The sequence below is a fragment of the Brevundimonas lenta genome (assembly GCF_014196335.1).
GTDB lineage: Bacteria > Pseudomonadota > Alphaproteobacteria > Caulobacterales > Caulobacteraceae > Brevundimonas > Brevundimonas lenta.
This window is the reverse complement of sequence record NZ_JACIDM010000001.1, coordinates 1,218,195-1,237,289: the sequence shown is the minus strand read 5'-3', so window position 1 is coordinate 1,237,289 and position 19,095 is coordinate 1,218,195. Positions and strand designations below refer to the sequence as shown.

General features: G+C 69.6%; 12 protein-coding genes. 10 read left to right on the top strand and 2 right to left on the bottom strand.

Features of this window, described 5'->3' with window-relative positions:
* Positions 1 to 166: 166 nt before the first annotated feature.
* Entirely contained in the window at positions 167 to 2,857 is a 2,691-nt protein-coding gene (gene ppdK, locus GGR12_RS06075; protein ID WP_183203447.1) for a pyruvate, phosphate dikinase, read from the bottom strand.
* Positions 2,858 to 3,104: 247 nt separating this feature from the next.
* Here ppdK and GGR12_RS06070 point away from each other — a divergent pair, with 247 nt between their 5' ends.
* From GGR12_RS06070 to GGR12_RS06045, 6 genes are all read left to right on the top strand, one after another.
* Positions 3,105 to 3,980: a bestrophin-like domain gene (locus tag GGR12_RS06070; RefSeq protein WP_183203446.1), complete on the top strand. Its 876-nt coding sequence runs from the start codon at positions 3,105 to 3,107 to the stop codon at positions 3,978 to 3,980.
* Between the two features lie 48 nt (positions 3,981 to 4,028).
* The gene (locus GGR12_RS06065) at positions 4,029 to 5,108 is read left to right on the top strand and encodes a site-specific DNA-methyltransferase (protein WP_183203445.1); all 1,080 of its coding nucleotides are present in this window, start codon (positions 4,029 to 4,031) and stop codon (positions 5,106 to 5,108) included.
* 82 nt (positions 5,109 to 5,190) lie between these two features.
* The gene (locus GGR12_RS06060; protein ID WP_183203444.1) at positions 5,191 to 6,990 is read left to right on the top strand and encodes a hypothetical protein; all 1,800 of its coding nucleotides are present in this window, start codon (positions 5,191 to 5,193) and stop codon (positions 6,988 to 6,990) included.
* On the top strand, positions 6,987 to 8,774 hold the full coding sequence (locus GGR12_RS06055) for a PDZ domain-containing protein (RefSeq protein WP_183203443.1): 1,788 nt from the start codon (positions 6,987 to 6,989) through the stop codon (positions 8,772 to 8,774). The genes GGR12_RS06060 and GGR12_RS06055 overlap by 4 nt, the downstream gene beginning before the upstream one ends.
* Positions 8,775 to 8,969: 195 nt before the next feature.
* Positions 8,970 to 10,082 carry a glycosyltransferase family 4 protein gene (locus GGR12_RS06050; protein WP_183203442.1) on the top strand — a complete coding sequence of 371 codons (1,113 nt, stop codon included), beginning with the start codon at positions 8,970 to 8,972 and terminating at the stop codon, positions 10,080 to 10,082.
* Between the two features lie 100 nt (positions 10,083 to 10,182).
* The gene (locus GGR12_RS06045) at positions 10,183 to 12,330 is read left to right on the top strand and encodes an amylo-alpha-1,6-glucosidase (protein ID WP_183203441.1); all 2,148 of its coding nucleotides are present in this window, start codon (positions 10,183 to 10,185) and stop codon (positions 12,328 to 12,330) included.
* A 156-nt stretch (positions 12,331 to 12,486) separates the two neighbouring features.
* Here GGR12_RS06045 and GGR12_RS06040 read toward each other — a convergent pair whose 3' ends face one another.
* Positions 12,487 to 13,515, bottom strand: coding sequence for an A/G-specific adenine glycosylase (locus tag GGR12_RS06040; RefSeq protein WP_183203440.1), 1,029 nt, complete (start codon positions 13,513 to 13,515; stop codon positions 12,487 to 12,489).
* Positions 13,516 to 13,536: 21 nt separating this feature from the next.
* On the opposite strand from GGR12_RS06040, the gene GGR12_RS06035 reads away from it, so the two are divergent.
* The 4 genes from GGR12_RS06035 (at position 13,537) to smc (ending at position 18,933) form a co-directional block, all read left to right on the top strand.
* On the top strand, positions 13,537 to 14,094 hold the full coding sequence (locus tag GGR12_RS06035) for a DUF721 domain-containing protein (protein ID WP_183203439.1): 558 nt from the start codon (positions 13,537 to 13,539) through the stop codon (positions 14,092 to 14,094).
* A 97-nt stretch (positions 14,095 to 14,191) separates the two neighbouring features.
* Positions 14,192 to 14,848 (top strand): thioredoxin domain-containing protein, encoded by a 657-nt coding sequence (locus GGR12_RS06030; RefSeq protein ID WP_183203438.1) that lies wholly within the window; start codon positions 14,192 to 14,194, stop codon positions 14,846 to 14,848.
* Between the two features lie 31 nt (positions 14,849 to 14,879).
* Positions 14,880 to 15,482 (top strand): DsbA family protein, encoded by a 603-nt coding sequence (locus GGR12_RS06025; protein ID WP_246328740.1) that lies wholly within the window; start codon positions 14,880 to 14,882, stop codon positions 15,480 to 15,482.
* A 13-nt stretch (positions 15,483 to 15,495) separates the two neighbouring features.
* The gene (smc, locus tag GGR12_RS06020; RefSeq protein ID WP_183203437.1) at positions 15,496 to 18,933 is read left to right on the top strand and encodes a chromosome segregation protein SMC; all 3,438 of its coding nucleotides are present in this window, start codon (positions 15,496 to 15,498) and stop codon (positions 18,931 to 18,933) included.
* Positions 18,934 to 19,095: the final 162 nt, after the last annotated feature.

The following is a 19,095-nucleotide window of genomic DNA, read 5'->3' as shown; positions in this document are numbered from 1 at the left end:
GTGACTTCTGTGGTCACCAGCCCCATCCAGCGGGTCTACAAATGGTCTCGGGACAAAGCCGTTCCAGAGCCACATGCTGAACTTGGTTCAACCTGTGGGCAGAGCGACACATACACCGCTACGCGAACCTTGGCCGCATCGTGTTCTTGAAATGAACGCCAGATGACTAGCGGTCTTTTTCCCGTTCCGTCCCGGCGCGGGCGTGCAGGGCCGCCTGGGCCGCCGCCAGACGCGCGATCGGCACGCGGTAGGGCGAACAGCTGACGTAGTCGAGGCCGACCTCTTCGCAGAAGGCGATCGAGGACGGGTCGCCGCCATGTTCGCCGCAGATGCCCATCTTGATGTCGGCGCGAACGGCCCCGCCGCGCTCGGCGGCGATGCGGATCAGGTCGCCGACGCCGGCCTGATCGAGGCGAACGAACGGATCGGTCTCGAAGATGCCCTTGTCCATATAGGCCTGCAGGAAGCGGCCGGAGTCGTCGCGGCTGATGCCGAAGGTGGTCTGGGTCAGGTCGTTGGTGCCGAAGCTGAAGAACTGGGCGTGCTCGGCCAGGTCCCCTGCCCGCAGCGCGGCGCGCGGCAGTTCGATCATGGTGCCGACCAGGTATTCGACCGTGTCGCCGGTGTCGGCGAAGACGGCCTGGGCCGTGCGGTCGGTCAGCTCGCGCAGGTATTTCATCTCGAGGCCGAGGGCGACGAGCGGGTGCATGATCTCCGGGATCGGGGCGAGGCCGGACGCCTGCTTGACCTCGATGGCGGCCTCGAGGACCGCGCGGACCTGCATTTCGTAGATCTCGGGATAGGCGACGCCGAGGCGGCAGCCGCGGTGACCGAGCATCGGGTTGGTCTCGTGCAGTTCCTTCGCCCGACGCTTCAGCTTGGCGGCGTCGATGCCGGAGGCGGCGGCCAGCGCGTCCATCTCGGCTTCGGTGTGCGGAATGAACTCGTGCAGCGGCGGATCGAGCAGGCGGACCGTCACCGGCAGGCCGGTCATGATCGTGAACAGCTCGACGAAGTCCGCCTTCTGGAACGGCGCGATCTTGGCCAGGGCCAGACGGCGGCCGGCCTCGTCATCCGCGAGGATCATCTCGCGCACGGCGGCGATCCGGGTGTCGTCGAAGAACATATGCTCGGTGCGGCACAGGCCGATGCCCTCGGCGCCGAAGCCGCGGGCGGTCCTGGCGTCCAGCGGCGTCTCGGCGTTGGCGCGGACCCTGAGGCGGCGCACGCCGTCGGCCCAGGCCATCAGGGTCTGGAAGTCGCCGGTCAGTTCGGGCTCGATCATCGGCACGGCGCCGTCCAGCACCTCGCCCTTCGAACCGTCGATGGTGATCAACTCGCCGGCGCGGAAGGTGCGGCCGCGGGCGGTGAAGGTCTGGCTACGGTCGTCGATCGACAGCTCGTTGATGCCGCAGACGCAGGGACGCCCCATGCCGCGGGCGACGACCGCAGCATGGCTGGTCATGCCACCGCGGGCGGTGACGATGCCGCGCGCTGCGTGCATGCCGTGGATGTCTTCTGGCGAAGTCTCCTCGCGCACCAGGATGACCGCGTCGCCCATCTGGGCCAGGCGCTCAGCCTCGTCGGCGTCGAAGACGATCCTGCCGGTGGCGGCGCCCGGCGAGGCGGGCAAGCCGGCGGCCACGACGGTGCGCGCTGCGTTCGGGTCGAGGGTTGGATGCAGGAGCTGGTCGAGGGCGGCGGGCTCGACCCGGCTGACGGCCTCCTCCTGGGAGATGACGCCTTCGCTGGCCAGATCGACGGCGATCTTCAGCGCCGACTTGGCTGTGCGCTTGCCGTTGCGGGTCTGCAGCATCCAGAGCCGGCCCTGTTCGACCGTGAACTCGATGTCCTGCATGTCGCGGTAGTGGCTCTCCAGCCGGCCGACGACCTCGACGAATTCGCCGAACACCACCGGCATGGCCTCTTCCATCGAGGGCGCGTGCTCGCCCATCTCCTCGCGGCCCGCCCTGGTCAGCGATTGCGGCGTGCGAATGCCGGCGACGACGTCCTCGCCCTGGGCGTTGATCAGGAACTCGCCGTACAGCTTCGCTTCGCCCGTCGACGGATTGCGGGTGAAGGCGACGCCGGTGGCCGAGGTCTCGCCCATGTTGCCGAACACCATCGACTGGATGTTCACGGCCGTGCCCCAGCTCTCGGGAATGTCGTGCATGCGGCGATAGAATTTGGCCCGGTCGTTCATCCAGCTGGCGAAGACGGCGCCGACGGCGCCCCACAGCTGGTCGTGCGGGTCCTGCGGGAAGGCATGACCGAGGTTGCGCTCCACCACCGCCTTGTAGTCGGCGACGACCTTCTCCCAGTCCTTGGCCGTCAGATCGGTGTCGACGGTGACGCCGAGGCGGTCCTTGTGGTCGTCCAGCACCTCCTCGAAATCGTCATGGCTGAGGCCCAGCACGACGTTCGAGTACATGGTGATGAAGCGGCGATAGCTGTCGAAGGCGAACCGGCGGTCGCCCGACAGGGCGGCCAGGCCCTCGACCGTCTCATCGTTGAGGCCGAGGTTCAGGACGGTGTCCATCATACCCGGCATGGAGGCGCGGGCGCCCGAGCGGACCGAGACCAGCAGCGGATTGGCGGCGTCGCCGAAGGTCTTGCCGACGATGCCCTCGACCTTCGCGAGGCCGGCGGCGACCTGGGCGGCGAGCTCGGCCGGATAGGCCTGCCCGTTGGCGTAGTAGTGGACGCAGGCCTCGGTGGTGATGGTGAAGCCCGGCGGGACCGGCAGCCCCAGCGAGGACATCTCGGCCAGGTTCGCGCCCTTGCCGCCGAGCAGGTTCTTCATCGACGCGTCGCCGTCGGCTGAGCCGCCGCCGAAACCGTACACCCACTGAGTCATCGCCAGGTCCCTGAGCCTTGGTCCGTCGCGGCGGATTCGCTCCGCCCGCGGTGCAAGGCCCCGCTTACCCCGACGGGTCCGGGAAGGCGAGGTCGAGCGCGTAACAAAACGTGAGCGCCTGTGACGGTTCCGGCTCCGGGCGCACGGCAAGGCTGTGCGGGACCATGGGTTCGCCCCTCAGGGTTTTCCCGGATGAACACGGACTGACGCGAGGTCCAGCTTGCCCCTCTGTCGGCAGGAGTTTTCGATGACGGCGCCGTTGATGAATTCGCTGAACACCTGGCCCATCTGGCTTTCGGGCGTGGTGATCCTGTTTCTGTGCCTTCTCGCGGCGTATGGCGGCTTGCGGCTACGCCGGCGAGACACAAGGCGGGATGAGGCCAGGGGAGAGGCCTACGACGACACCTATGAGGGCTACATCGTCTCCGGGGTTCTCGGTCTGCTGGCCCTGCTGATGGGCTTCACCTTCTCCATGGCCGTCGACCGGTATGACGCCCGTCGCTCCCTGGTGCTCGAAGAGGCCAATGCGATCGGCACCACCTATCTGCGCACCCAACTGCTGGAAGAGCCTCATCGCGCGCGCATCAGCGGCCTGCTGGTCGCCTACACCGACAATCGGGTCGCCATCTCGAAGATCCACCATCCCAATGACGACGCTCGCCGGCGGGTGGAGGAAAACGATCGCCTGATCACCGAGCTGTGGGCCGCGACGGCCTCGGCCTTCCAAACCATCAAGGGCATGGATTTCTCCAGCTCATATCTGGAGTCGATGAATTCGCTGATCGACCTCGACACCTCACGGAAGGTGGCGCGGATCGTGCGGGTGCCGGCCGAGGTCTTCCTGGTGTTGGCGCTGTATATGATCGTGACGGCGGGGGTGATGGGATATGTGCTCATCGGCCGACGCGGACAGTGGTCGGGCGTCTGGTTGCTGGTGCTGCTGACCATGGCGCTGATGCTGATCATGGACATCGACCGGCCCGGTCGCGGGGGGATCGGCGAGAGCCAGAGACCGCTGGAGGCGCAGTTGGCCTCCATGAAGTCCATCCCGACCACCGCCTACGACCGATACCTGACCCAGGACACGACCGCGCAATCGGCAACGCAGCTAACGCGGCCTTAACCGCAATGATTCACCAATCCCCCTTCAAGCTGAGCGGGATCGCGTATCATGTCCGAGTTGAAGACCGACGTCGTTCTGAGGGGCGACTGCATCGAGGTGCTGAAGGGCCTGCCCACGGCGTCCGTCGACATGGTCTTCGCCGACCCGCCCTATAACCTGCAGCTGGGCGGCGATCTGCTGCGCCCGGACAACAGCGTGGTCGACGCGGTCGACGACGATTGGGACAAGTTCGACAGCTTCGCGACCTATGACGCGTTCACCCGCGCCTGGCTGGCCGAGTGCCGGCGCGTGCTGAAGCCGGAAGGCTCGATCTGGGTGATCGGCAGCTATCACAATGTCTTCCGCCTCGGCACGGCGATCCAGGACCTGGGCTTCTGGGTGCTGAACGACATCATCTGGCGCAAGTCGAACCCGATGCCGAACTTCAAGGGCACGCGCTTCACCAATGCGCACGAGACCCTGATCTGGGCCGCCCGCAGCCGCGACCAGAAGCGTTACACCTTCAACTACGACGCCCTGAAGGCCTTCAACGAGGACACGCAGATGCGGTCCGACTGGACCCTGGCGCTGTGCACTGGCGACGAGCGGATCAAAGACGCCGACGGCAAGAAGGCCCATCCGACCCAGAAGCCCGAGGCCCTGCTGCACCGCGTGCTGCTGTCGGCCACGCGGCCGGGCGACGTGGTGCTGGACCCCTTCTTCGGCACCGGCACCACCGGCGCGGCGGCCAAGCGGCTGGGCCGCCATTTCATCGGCATCGAGCGCGACGAGACCTACGCCAAGGTCGCCGAGAAGCGCATCAAGGCGGTGATCCCGGCCGCGCCCGAAGATCTGATCGTCACCGGCTCCAAGCGCGCCGAGCCCAAGGTGCCGTTCGGCGCCCTGGTCGAGGCCGGCCTGCTGCAGCCGGGCGACCGCCTGTACTGCCCCAAAGGCGAGCGTGAAGCCCGCGTGCGGGCCGACGGTTCGCTGGTGGCCGGTTCGCTGAGCGGCTCGATCCACAAGCTTGGCGCCCTGTTCGAGAACGCCCCGGCCTGCAACGGCTGGACCTACTGGCGCTTCAAGTCGGACCAGGGTCTGCGTTCCATCGACGCCCTGCGCGCCGAAATCCGCGCCGGAATGCAGTAAAATTCCACAAGCTTGACGATTGGCGGACGGCCCCGTCCGATCTAACACGGTTACCGGTCATGTCGCGCAGGGGAGCGCCTCGATGTCGGAAGCCGCACATCCGATCGCCGTCACCAGCGGACGCCTGCGCCTGCTCAAGGCGTTGGCCCTGATCATCATGCTGGTCTCCGTGGTGCACGACGGCATGTACGTCCTCACCGGCCTGCCGTTCGACAAGGGGCTTAGCACCCTGGGACTAAGCGCCGGCGCCGCAGTCGACAAAGGCTACATCCAGGTTGACGGGGTCACGCCGGACGGCGCCGCCGAAGCGGCCGGCATTCGCACCGGAGACTGGGTCCGGTTCGATCGTCCGAGCGATGCCTACCGCGGTCGCGTCGCGCCTGGCGAACGCTTTGAGGTGAGCGTCCGCGCGGACGAGGGCGTCCGCAAGGTCCAGCTGGTCGCACCGCCCTCACGGGCGAACAGTCTGCGGGTAGAGACGATATTGTCGGGGGCGACGAATATTCTTCTTGCCCTGGCGGGCGGTCTGATCGCGCTCAGGAGCCCCCGGCTGTCCGGTGTGGTTCTGGGCGCCGCGCTGGGGGCCATGGGACTCGTCGGCACCTACACCTTCCTCTGGGAGAACCACCCGGCGCTACAGATCCCGCTCATCCTCCTGTTCTCGGTGATCATGAGCGCGAGCCCGGTCCTGCTTATCGCCTTCGCCCTGATGATGCGGCGCGAAGCCTTCGGCCGGCCCGTCGGCGTTCCGTGGCGCGTCATGCTCTGGGTCTACGCCGGAGCCCAGCTTGCGACGCTGGTGGTGCAGAGCTGGGTGAGCCTCGCCTTCACCACCCTGCCGCTCCTCGGCGACGGCTTTCTCGTCAACGTCCTGTCGCAGTGGGCCGGTTTCCTGATCGCTCTCGTCGTTCTGGGCCTTGGCTGGCGCGAGGCGACCGGCGCTGAACGCACGCGCTTCGGCTTCCTGTTTGTCGCTCTCACCCTGCTGTTCATGGCCGGCAGCGGCGTGGGTCTCCTGATCAACCTGACGGGCAATGACTTCTCGCTGGGCAACCCTCTCGCGGTGGCCAGCCATGTCTTCATGGCGGGCGGCATCGCCGCCTTCCTCTACGCCTCGCTGCGCCACAAGGTCGTCGACATGGGCTTCGCGGTGAACCGCACGCTCGTCTTCGGCGCCCTCTCGACCGCCCTGCTGTTCGCCTTCTTCTTCGCGGAATGGGGCGCGGAACAGGTCATCCCGGCCGAGATGCGCGAGGCCAGCCTGCTGGCCAGCGCCGGCATCGCCTTCGCCCTGTTCCTAGTCTTCCACAAAATCCGCGACTGGGTCGAAAAGGGCGTCGAAACCGTCTTCTTCCGGCGCTGGCGGGACAATGAAGCGGAGCTTCGGCGGTTCGTGCGCCAGGCCGCCTTCGTCACCCGCCCCGACGCCCTGCGGCAGTCGACGGTCACGGCGTTCAGCCGTTTCGCCGGCGGCGCAGACGTCGCGCTCTACAGCCAGGCCACGACCGGTTACGAACTCTCGGCCGGGATCGTTCCGGGCCTTCCGACAGCGCCCGACCCGGACCTGCAACTGCTGGTGCGCCTCCGCGCGGACCGCGAGGCGCTGGAGGACGAGTTGCCCCTCGGCGTCGCCCTGGCCCTGCCGACCCTGCACAGGAACGAACTTTCGGGCTTCTTCGTCCTGGGGCCGAAGCCGGGCGGCGAACTCTACCGTCCCGACGAGATCGAGGCCCTGGCGGAAGCCGCCCTGCGGATCGGCCTGGACCTTCACGCCCTGCGCGTCGAGGCGCTGGAGGCCGAGAGCCGCGAACAGCGCCAGCGCGCCGAATTGCTGGAGCAGCAGGTCCAGCGCGCCCTGATGGCCGGGGCGGCCCGGGCATGACGGACCATGCTCCCGCGGCGCCAGGCCCCGGCGAACGTCCGCTGCGCCCGGTCTGGATCTGGCTGGCCCTGATCTTCACCGCGCTGTGCGTGATCCAGGGCGGGCATCAGATGTGGCAGTCCTCGGGTCTCCCGACCGGGCTCAGCCGGGTGGGCCTCAACCCGGGCGCCTGTGCAGGAACGACGTACTGCCGGATCGAGGCGGTGCAGCCGGGCAGTCCCGCACACAAGGCCGGAATTCGCGCCGGCGACATGATCGCCGTGGAGCGGCCCCTGGACTTCAGACGCGCGCTCGCTCCGGGCGATACCCGGACCTACCTCCGGCTTGAGCCAACGGGGGAGCGTCGGATCACGATAACCGGACAGTCCAGGCTCGGTCAGCCGATCCCCGAGTATGTGGTATCCAGCATCATCCTGATGCTCGCCGGCGTGATGGGCGGTCTCGTCATCGCCCGCAGCGAGGGGCGACGCGCCGTCGTCCTGATCGGTCTCGCCTACGCCTCCTACGCCATCACGGGGCAGTGGCCACGGCTGTGGCAGGCGCTGGGTGACCTCTACGCATGGTTCTACGTGGTGCTGACCGTCATCTACTACGGCTCGCCGCTGCTGTTTCTGGCCGGCGCCCGGGCTCTGCGGCAGGAGGTGTCGGGCCGCGATCCCATCGGCATGGGGCTGGCGTTCTGGGCCCTCATCGCCGCCCAGGGCGCTCTGCTGGCCTGGCAGCTTCACGCGGAGATCACGGGGCGCGAAGGGCTGTTCGGCGACAACGCCTTCCTCGCCTACACCCTGCCCGTCTTCATCGGCTACGCCCTCGCGGCGGTCGTGCTGGCGCTGGCGTGGCGCGAGGCGCCGCCCGAGGCGCGATCGCGCTACGGCATGATGCTGATCGCCATCGGAGCGACCTTCCTGTCGGGGGTGTTCGACATGGGCATCCTCATCACGGGGAATGACTACACCAGCATCTCGCCGCTGCTGATCGCGTGGTACGTCGCTTTTGTGGGCGGTACGGCCCTGTTCGGCTACGCCATCCTGCGTCACCGGGTGGTCGATCTGGGCTTCGCCGTGAACCGCACCCTGGTCTACGGCGTACTGTCTTCGACCCTGCTGTTCACCTTCTTCTTCCTCGAATGGGGCGCCGAGCAGGTCATCCCGTCGGGCATGCGCGAGGCGAGCCTGCTGGTCAGCGCCGGCATCGCCCTGATCCTGTTCCTCGTATTCGAACGAATTCGGCACTGGGTGGAAGGCGCGATCGAGACCCTGTTCTTCCGTTCGTGGCGGGAAAACGAAGCCCGGCTGCGCCGCTTCCTCAAGGACTCCGCCTTCATGGGCCGGGCCGAGACCCTGAGGACCGCCGCCGTCGCCGAGATCCGACGTTTTTCCGGCGGAGCGGAAACAGCGCTGTACGGCATCGAGCCGACCGGGGCCGTGTTGAACGAAGGCGGGCTGAGGGGCGGCGTCGCGAAACTGGATCTGGACGATCCGGCGCTGGTGCGTCTGCGTGCGGACCGCGAGCCGATCCAGGACGAAACGGCCGCCGGACTGGGAGCCGTACTCATCCTGCCGATGATGCAGCGGTTGGAGGTGATCGGCTTCATCGCCCTGGGCCCCAAGCCCTGTGGCGAAGACTACCGGCCCGATGAAACAGCCCTGCTGGTGGAAGCGGCGGCGAAGGTCGGTCTGGACCTCCACGCCCTGCAGGTCGAGGAGTTGCGGCGCCAGGTCGGAACTCTCGACGCCCAATTGAAAATGGCTCTCGGGATGGCGCGGAAGCCAGTCCTGACCTGAGTCAGCGGCGCCGTACCAGGCCCAAGCGCTTCAAACAGTTGGCGCACCGCCCTCATGCCGGGCACGAACCAATGCGCGATCAGATGTAACTCTGTAAACGGCTAAGTTTGCAGGAAAAAACCTCCGTTACCGGAACTTCGCACTTGCGAGATCGGTTCATCATCCCGCCGCATGTCGCGCCGGGAGTCCCGAGTCATGAAGATCGCGCAAGTCACGCCGCTGTACGAAGCCGTTCCGCCGAAACTGTATGGCGGCACGGAGCGGGTGGTTGCGCACCTCACGGACGCCCTGGTCGATCTCGGTCACGAGGTGACCCTCTTCGCCAGCGCCGACGCCGAGACGCGGGCGCGGCTGATCCCGGTGCGGGATCAGGCGATCCGGCTGGATCCGGCCCCGCTGAAGTCGGACCTGGCGGCGCATATGACGATGCTGGCCGAGGTGCTGAAACGTGCCGACGACTTCGACGTGATCCATTTCCACACCGACATCATCCACTTCCCGTTCTTCTCGGCCTGCGCCGACAAGACGGTGACGACCCTGCACGGGCGGCTGGATCTGAAGGATCTGCCGGGCGTCTACGAGCGCTGGCCCGAGTTCGGCCTGGTGTCGATCTCGGACGACCAGCGCAAACCCCTGCCCTTCGCCAGCTGGAAGGCGACCGTGCATCACGGCATGCCGGCGGAGCTTTACCGCTTCTCGCCGAAGTCCGAGGGCTACCTCGCCTTCCTCGGCCGCATCTCGCCGGAGAAGCGGCCCGACCGGGCCATCGAGATCGCCACCAAGCTGAACAAGCCGCTGAAGATGGCCGCCAAGGTCGACGCCCAGGACAGGGTCTATTGGGAGACGGTCATCCGCCCGATGGTCGAGAACAATCCGCTGGTCGAGTTCATCGGCGAGATCGGCGACCACCAGAAGTCGGCCTTCCTCGGCGGGGCTGAGGCCCTGCTGTTCCCGATCGACTGGCCCGAGCCGTTCGGCCTGGTGATGATCGAGGCCATGGCCTGCGGCACGCCCGTGGTCGCCTTCCGCTGCGGCTCGTCACCCGAGATCGTCGAGGACGGGGCGACCGGCTATCTGGTCGATACGATCGAACAGGCCGTGGCGGCCGCAGGGCGGGTCCACCTGCTGGATCGTGAGGCGATCCGGGCGCGATACGAGCTGCGCTTCTCGGCCACGGCGATGGCTCGCCGGTATCTCGACGTCTACGGCGACCTGCTGGCCAGACGACCGTTCGCGGAGGAGCCGATGGACGACGTGATCCTTCCGCTGCGCGCCCATGAGGACCGGACTTTCGCCTTCCGGGCCTGAACTCACCGGGAGTTCGCCCATTACCGTACACAGCGGCCATCAAGCGTCCGCATTCGGGTGACAGGCTTGGGACGTTCCTGACGCCCCCGCGAGGAGATCGATGGACGACGCCTATTCGGTTCAGGTCACGTCCGCGGATTCCCAGGAATCCGACGGACTGGAACGGCTGCTGGCGCTCAAGGACGCGGACACCTTTCTGGTGGCTGACGGCTGGGGCGACCTGAAGGGCGGCGCGGACGGGCTGTTCGATCATGACACCCGCCTGCTGTCCCGCTGGGTGCTGACCGCGGGCGGAGCGCGGCCGTCGCGGCTGAGCTCGGGCGTCAGCCAGGACAACGTCTTCTTCACATGCGACTCCACCAACCGCCCGCTGCCGCCCATGGGCGGGCGTTCGGCGCCGGCGGGGGTTCTGCACATCGAACGGCGGCGCTTCGTCCGCGACCGGCGGATGTTCGAGCGCGTCCGGATGACCAACCACGGCATCGAAGACGTGCTGCTGCCGCTGGCCTTCGACTTCGCCGCAGACTTCGCCGACATCTTCCAGGTGCGCGGCACCCTGCGGGTCCAGCGCGGCGTGTCCGACCCGCCGACCCAGGACGGGCGGCGGGTGACCTTCCGCTACACCGGGCTGGACGGCCTGGTGCGGACCAGCTGCCTGGCCTTCTCGGAGCCGCCGGCCCGCCTGAGCGGGACCCGGGCCGAGTTCATGTTCAGCCTGCCCATGGGCCGGCGCATCGACCTGTTCGTCGAGTGCGGAAGCGAAGCCTGCGACGCGCCGGACGAGACCCGCTTCCGGCTCCACGCCCTGGCGGCGCGGGTGGCGATGCGGACACGGCGGCGGCGCGGCGCCTCGCTGCGGGGCCCGCGCAGCCCGCGCTTCAACGACTGGCTGGACCAGAGCCGCGCCGACGTGGCGCTGCTGACCACCGACCTGCCGACGGGGCCATACCCGTATGCCGGGGTGCCGTGGTTCTCGACGCCGTTCGGGCGCGACGGGATCATCACCGCCTGGCAGATGCTGTGGCTGGATCCGTCGCTGGCCAAGGGCGTGCTGACCTATCTGGCGGTACGGCAGGCGACCGAGGTGTCGGCCTTCCAGGACTCAGCCCCCGGCAAGATCATGCACGAGACCCGGCGCGGCGAGATGTCGGCCCTGGGCGAGGTGCCGTTCGGCCTCTACTACGGCGGGGTCGACACCACCTGTCTGTTCGTGGCCCTGGCCGGCGCCTACGCCCGACGCACCGGCGATTTCGACCTGATCCGCAAGCTTTGGCCCAACCTCATCGCGGCCGTGGGCTGGATGAAGAACTATGGCGACATCCGCGGCGACGGTCTGATCAGCTACCAACGCGGCGCCGACACCGGCCTGTCCAACCAGGGCTGGAAGGACTCCGAGGACTCGATCTTCCACACCGACGGCCACTTCCCGAAGGGGCCGGTCGCCCTGCTGGAGGTGCAGGGCTACGCCTACGCCGCCTGGCAGGCGATGGCGGACCTGGCGGAGACGATGGGCGACGAGCGCCAGACCGAATGGGCCCAGCAGGCCGAACGGGTGCGCGCGCTGGTCGAGGACCGCTACTGGATGGAGGACGAGGGCTTCTATGCCATCGCCCTGGACGGCGACGGGGCGCAGTGCCGGTCGATCGGTTCCAATGCCGGGCACCTGCTGTTCACCGGCCTGCCGTCCGCCGACCGCGCCAGGCGTGTCACCCAGCGCCTGCTGTCGGCTGAGTTTCGGTCCGGCTGGGGCGTGCGGACCCTGGCGACGGGCCAGGTCCGCTTCAATCCGATGAGCTATCACAACGGTTCGGTCTGGCCGCACGACACGGCGATGGCGGCCGCCGGGATGGCCCGCTACGGCGAGCGCCGGGCGGTGTCGTTGCTGCTGGGCGAAATCTATGCGGCGGCGGCCCATTTCCACCTGCGCCTGCCCGAACTGTTCTGCGGCTTCGAGCGCCTGCCGGGCGAACCGCCGATCGCCTATCCGGTCGCCTGCCTGCCCCAGGCCTGGGCGGCGGGCTCGGTGTTCCTGATGCTGCAGGCCGCGCTGGGCGTCAGCATCGACGCCGTGCGTGGGGTGGTCGAGATCGACGATCCGGTGCTGCCCGCCGGCATCGACCGCCTGAACGTCACCAATCTGAAGGTCGGCGACGGGACGGTGGACATCAGCTTCCAGCAGATGGGACTGCACACGGTCGTGGTGCCGCGCCGGCGCGAAGGGCCGGTGTCCGTGCGGACGCTGGCGTGACGCCCCCCTGACCGCTCATCCCCGCGAAGGCGGGGACCCAGTACTTTCGTTGGAACGCCGGCGTTTCGGGACAGCGGTCTCGGCCATGACGGCTACCGCCAATCACCCGAAACACTGGGTCCCCGCCTTCGCGGGGATGAGCGGATGAGGAAGGAACTAGGCCAGACCGCGCTCCAGCGCCTTGCGGAACACGGTCGGCAGGGCTTTCAGCGCCTCCTGTGGCTCGACCCAGACGAAATCCCCTTCTCCCTCGGCCGCCTGGACGGACAGGGTCAGGGCGAAGTGGGTGAAGACGTGCTCGATCGCGCCCGCCTCCCGCCATTCGGCGACGACCGGCGGCGCGGCGTCCGGCGCAGCGGACCAGTCCGACGTCGGCAGGCCCAGCATGCCGCCCAGCAGCCCCTTGTCCGGCCGGCGGACCAGGGCGACACGGCCCAGATCGTCGCGCAGCACCCAGGCGACGCCGCTCCGGCGCGGACGGTCGGCCTTCTTCGTCTTCAGCGGATAGCGTTCCGGCGCGCCCGTGCGAAAACCGGCGCACCAGGCGGTCAGCGGGCAGACCTCGCACAGGGGTTTGCCGGGGCGGCACACCGTGGCCCCGAGGTCCATCAGCGCCTGGGCCCAGTCGCCGGGGCGATGATCGCCGACCAGGGAAGCGGCCAGCGACTTCAGTTCGGGCTTTGCGGCGGGAAGCGGCGTCTCGACCGCGCACAGCCGGGCCATCACCCGCTCGACATTGCCGTCGACGACGTTGGCCGCCCGGTCGAAGGCGATGGAAGCGACGGCGGCGGCCGTATAGGCGCCCACGCCCGGCAGGGCCAGCAGGGCCGCCTCGGTGTCCGGGAACACGCCCTCATGCTCGCCAGCGACGGCGCGCGCGCAGGCCAGCAGGTTACGGGCGCGGGCGTAGTAGCCGAGGCCGGCCCAGGCGGCCATGACGTCCGCATCCTCGGCCGCCGCCAGATCGGACACGGTCGGCCATCGAGCGGTGAAGGCGAGGAAATAGGGCGTGGCGTGCGGGGTCGTGGTCTGCTGCAGCATCACCTCTGACAGCCACACCCGGTACGGATCCGGCCGCGCCGTCGATCCCGGCCCATGCCGCCACGCCAGGGCGCGCGCATGGGCGTCGTACCAGTCCAGCAGGGCGGAGCGGATTGCGGGGACGTCTGCGGGGACGGAAGGCATCAATCGCGCTATAGACCGGAAATGCGCCGCACGCTGCCCACCGACGCCGAAGTCCGCGAAATCCTGTCGCGCCGTCGCACGCGCCCGGCCCCGCGGCCGGCGCCCAAGGCCGGGCGGGCGCTGCAGGGTCTGATCAAGGAGCTGGACGCCAAACTGGGCCGGGGCGCAGGCGCGCTGGAGCCGCGCTGGCGCGAGATCGTCGGCGAGCGGCTGGCCCGGGTGACGCGGCCGCAAAAGCTGACCCGGGGGCGGGACGGCGCCGGCGGAACGCTGGAGCTGCGCGTGGCGGGCCCGGCGGCCCTGCTGGTTCAGCACCAATCCGAAGACATCCTGCAGCGGGTGAACCTGTTCCTCGGCGCCGGCAGTGTCGACAAGCTGCGCATCGCCCAGGGACCGGTGAAGCCCCTGCCCGACGCCTCGACCCCGACCGCGCGCCGGTCCGTCGCGCCGCCGCCCCTGGCCGCCCACGCCGAAGCCGAGTTGAAGGCCTCGATCAACGATGCGGCCGACCCGCTGAAGGGTCCGCTGGAGCAACTGGGCCGCGCGGTTCTTGGGGACCGCGGCGACCGGCGCCGTTGACAAAACTTCGCCGCTTCTGTTCTCGAAAAGCTTGAACGCGCGACTTTGCGGGGAATCGCGCGATGCTCCTGAATCCCGTGCCAGTGAGGAAGACGCCATGAGCGCCAGCAAGTCGAAATACGCCGCCATGAGCCGCCGCGCGGCGATGACCGCCGCCGCCATGGCAGCCCTTGCGACCCTCAGCGCCTGCGGCGGTGGTGGAACGGGCGGCAAGGCCGCCGGCGACATGGCCATGGGCGCGCCGGAAGGCGCCAAGGTCACCGTCGTGGAATACGCCTCGGTCACCTGCCCGCACTGCGCCGCCTGGCAGGAAGAAACCTGGCCGGCGTTCAAGGCCGCCTATGTCGACAACAACAAGGTCCGCTACGTCTTCCGCGAGCTGCGCACCCCGCCGGCGAACGTCGCCTCGGCAGGTTTCGCCATCGCCCGCTGCGCCGGCGAGGACAAGTATTTCCAGGTCGTCCACGAACTGATGGCCAACCAGCAAGAAATGCTGTCGCCGGGCGCCGACCCGCGTCCGACCCTGTTCCGCATCGGCAACGGCGCCGGTCTGTCGAACCAGCAGATCGAGGACTGCATCAAGGATCCGGCCAACCTGAAGGCCAGCGACGAGCGTGACGAAGCCGCCCGCCGCGCCGGCGTCACCGGCACGCCCGCCTTCTTCGTCAACGATGTCGAAGTCGTCAGCCCGGGCGGCGAAGGCGCCTCGATGGCCGACCTTTCGCGCGCCATCGAAGCCGCGCTGGCCAAGTAAGGCTCACGTGACGGCGCGGCGGCGATCCCTGTTGATCCTGGCGCTGGCGATGCTGGCGCCCGTCGCCGCGGCGTCGGCGCCCGCCGTCGCGACCGAACAGGTCGCGCCGGTGACGGCGGCCGATCGTTCGATCGGTCGCGCCGACGCGCCCGTGACAGTGATCGAATACGCCTCGTTCGGCTGCAGCCACTGCGCCGACTGGCACCGCTTCGTCTATCCGCTGTTCAAGCAGCGCCTGATCGACACCGGTCAGGTGCGGTACGTGTTCCGCAACCTGCCGACCCAGCCCGAGCAGATGTCGCTGTCGGGCGCGGCCCTGGCCCGCTGCGCCGCGCCGGAGAAATTCTTCGAGGTGACCTCCATCCTGATGTACGGCCAGCAGGCGGTTCACGGCGGCGGGACCCTCGACGCCTGGTACGCCCCGGCCATCGCCGCCAGCGGCCGCACCCGGGCCCAGATCGATGCCTGCGTCTCGACCGAGGCGACCCGCGCCGCCATCCAGCGCGACATCGCCAGCGCACAGGCCGCCGACGTGCACGGCACGCCGAGCTTCTTCGTCAACGGCCGCCGCGTGAACGACAGCAGCCTGGGCGGGCTGGAGGTCGCTGTCCGGGCGGCCGCCGCGGCACGCTGAGGACCAGAACCGGGTGCAGTTCCAGCGCCTCAGACTCGTCGGTTTCAAGTCCTTCGTGGACCCGTCGGAGTTCCACATCGAACCCGGCCTGACCGGCATCGTCGGCCCCAACGGCTGCGGCAAGTCGAACGTGCTGGAGAGCCTGCGCTGGGTCATGGGCGCCAACTCGGCCAAGGCCATGCGCGGCCAGGGCATGGACGACGTCATCTTCGCCGGCGCCGCCAACCGCCCGCCCCGCAGCCACGCCGAAGTCCAGCTGACCATCGACAACGCCCAGCGGAAGGCGCCCCAGCCCTTCACCGACAGCCCCGTGCTGGAGGTGTCGCGCCGCATCGACCGGGGCCAGGGCTCGACCTATCGCATCAACGGCAAGGAGGTCCGCGCCCGCGACGTCCAGCTGCTGTTCGCCGACGCCTCGACCGGCGCCAACTCGCCCGCCTTGGTGCGCCAGGGCCAGATCAGCGAACTGATCGCCGCCAAGCCGCAGAACCGCCGCCGCATTCTCGAGGAAGCGGGCGGCGTCGCGGGTCTGCACACCCGTCGCCACGAGGCCGAGCTGCGCCTGAAGGCGGCCGAGACCAACCTCGAACGCCTCGACGACATCGGCCGCGAGCTGGAGACCACTCTCACCCGGCTGAAGCGCGAGGCGCGGCAGGCGGAGAAGTACAAGAAGATCAGCGCCGAGATCCGCGCCCTGCAGGCGGCGCTGGTGTTCGTCCGCTGGAACGACGCGAAGGTGGCGGCCGAGACGGCGGCGCGCGAACTGGCCGAGGCCGACCGCGCGGTGCTGGAGGCCACGACCGCCTCGGGCCGGGCCCAGACCGCCTCTCTGAACGCCCAGGAGGCGCTGAAGCCCGCCCGTGAGGAGGACGCCGTCGCCGGCGCCCTGCTGCATCGCGCCTCGCTGGAGCGCGACCGCCTCGACATGGCCGAACAGGCCGCACGGGCCGAGGTCGACCGGCTGAAGGCCGAGGGCCAACGCATCGCCACCGATATCGAACGCGAGACCGGCATGGCCGGCGACGCCGAGAGCGAGCTGGCCCGCCTGACCGCCGCCTTCGAGACCCTGACGGCCGAGATCGCCGCCGCCCCGGCGCGCGGTCCTGAACTCGACGCCGCCCTGGCCGCCGCCGAAGACGCCCGCAAGGCCGCCGACGCGGAGGTCGAACGCGTCGCCGGCGCCGTCGCCGCGGTCGAGGCCCGCGTTTCGGCCGAGAACGCCCGCAAGCGCGACGCCGAGGCCCGGGTCGAACGCGCCGAGGCCCAACTGGCGTCGGCGAAGCGCGAGCGCGAGGCGTTGGGCCCGTTGGAGACGCCCGAGATCGAGGCCGCGAAGGCCGCGCTGGAGCAGGCGCAAGGCCAGCTGACCGCAGCCCGCGCCGCTGTGGAAACAGCCGAAGTGGATCGCGGCGACCGCGCCCGCGCCGAGCAGGAAGCCCGTCAGACCGCCCGCACGACCGAGGACCGCCTCGGCCGTCTGCAGACCGAGGCCCGCGGCCTCGCCCAGCTGCTGGTGCAGGGCAAGCGCGAGCATCCGCCGGCGCTGGACAAGGTCCAGGCCGACAAGGGCTATGAGGCGGCGCTGGCCGCCGCCCTGGGCGACGATCTGGACGCGGCGCTGGACGCCCGGGCCGCAGCCCACTGGGCGGGCGCCGAAGCCCCCGCCCCGTCCTGGCCGAAGGGCGTCGAGCCGCTGGCCGACCATGTCTCGGCGCCGGACCAGCTGAAGGCGCGCCTGGCCCTGTGCGGCGTGGCCGACAAGGGCGAGATCGCAAGTCTGGCGAAGGGCCTTCCGGTCGGCGCGCGCCTGGTGACGAAGGACGGCGACCTGTGGCGCTGGGACGGCTTCGTCCAGCGCGCCGAGGCCCCGCGCCCGGCCGCCGTCCGGTTGGCGCAGCGCACCCGCCTGTCGGAGCTGGAAGCCGAGATCGATCAGGGCAAGCCGGCGCTGGAAGCGGCCCAGGCCGCGCTCAAGGCTGCGACCGAGGCCTTCCGCGCGTCGGAAGAGACCGTGAAGACGGCCCGCCTGGCGCCGTTCGCCCTCGACAAGGCCGTCACCTCGGCGCGCGACCGGGTCGAAACCCTCGGCCGCGAACAGGCGCGCAAGGAAGCCCGCGCCCAGGCGCTGGACGAAACCCTCGCCCGACTGGCGACAGAGGTCGAGGCGGCGCAGACCGCCCTCGCCGAAGCCCAGGGGACCGAGGCCCCATCCGAAACGCTGGAAGCCCTGCGCAACGACCTGACCGCCGCCCGCTCGGCCGCCGACGCCGCTCGCGGCGCGGCCGCCACCGCCCGCGTCGAGCGCGACGCCGAAGCCCGCGAGGTCGCCGGCCGTCAGTCGCGCATCGAGGGGCTGGCCCGCGAGCGCGACGGCTGGGCCGGCCGGGCGAAGGACGCCAAGGCGCGCGTCGTCGCCCTGGAGAAGGACGCCGCGACCACCGCCGCGAAGCTCAAGGCCGCCTCCGACGCGCCGGAGCAACTGGCGGCCCAGCGCTCGACCCTGCTGGACGCCCTGACCACCGCCGAGACCCGCCGCAAGGCCGCCGCCGACGCCCTGTCCGTGGCCGAGGGCCAGGCTGGTGAAGCCGACCGGGCCGCCCGCGCCGCTGAATCCGCCGCCTCATCCGCCCGCGAAACCCGCGCCGGACTGGCCGCCCGCGCCGAGGGGGCCGCCGAACGCCTCACGGACGCCGAAGCCGTGCTGCGCGAGACGGCGCAGATGTCGCCCGAGGAGCTGGGCCAGAAGCTGAGCGACGACGCCATCGCCCGCCCGCCGGACGCCGCCGGCGCCGAGAGTCTGCTGTTCGGCCTCGAGCGCGAGCGCGAGCAGCTGGGCGCAGTCAACCTTCTGGCCGAGGAAGAGGCTAACGAATACGGCGACCGCCTGCAGACCATGAAGGTCGAGCGCTCGGACCTGACCAGCGCCATCGCCCGCCTGCGCGACGGCATCGACGAACTCAACGCCGAGGGCCGCGAGCGCCTGATCGCCGCCTTCGACATCATCAACGAGAATTTCCGCACCCTGTTCGAGGCCCTGTTCGGCGGCGGCCAGGCCGAGCTGAAACTGGTCGAGAGCGACGATCCGCTGGAGGCCGGCCTCGAGATCTTCGCCTGCCCGCCCGGCAAGCGGCTGTCGGTGATGAGCCTGATGTCCGGAGGAGAACAGGCCCTGACCGCCACGGCCCTGATCTTCGCGGTGTTCCTCGCCAACCCTGCCCCGGTCTGCGTGCTGGACGAAGTCGACGCCCCGCTCGATGACGCCAACGTCGACCGCTACTGCCGCATGCTCGACGAAATGCGCCGCCGCACGGACACCCGCTTCATCGCCATCACCCACAACCCGGTGACCATGAGCCGGATGGACCGCCTGTACGGGGTGACGATGCCGGAGCGCGGGGTCTCGCAGCTGGTCAGCGTCGACCTGACCCAGGCCGAGACGCTGGTGGCGTAACATTGAATGTTCCTCCCCCACAGGGGGAGGTGGCGCGACGCGTCAGTGTCGTGACGGAGGGGGCGGGGGGGGGGGGGGGGGGGGGGGGGGGGGGGGGGGGGGGGGGGGGGGGGGGGGGGGGGGGGGGGGGGGGGGGGGGGGGGGGGGGGGGGGGGGGGGCTG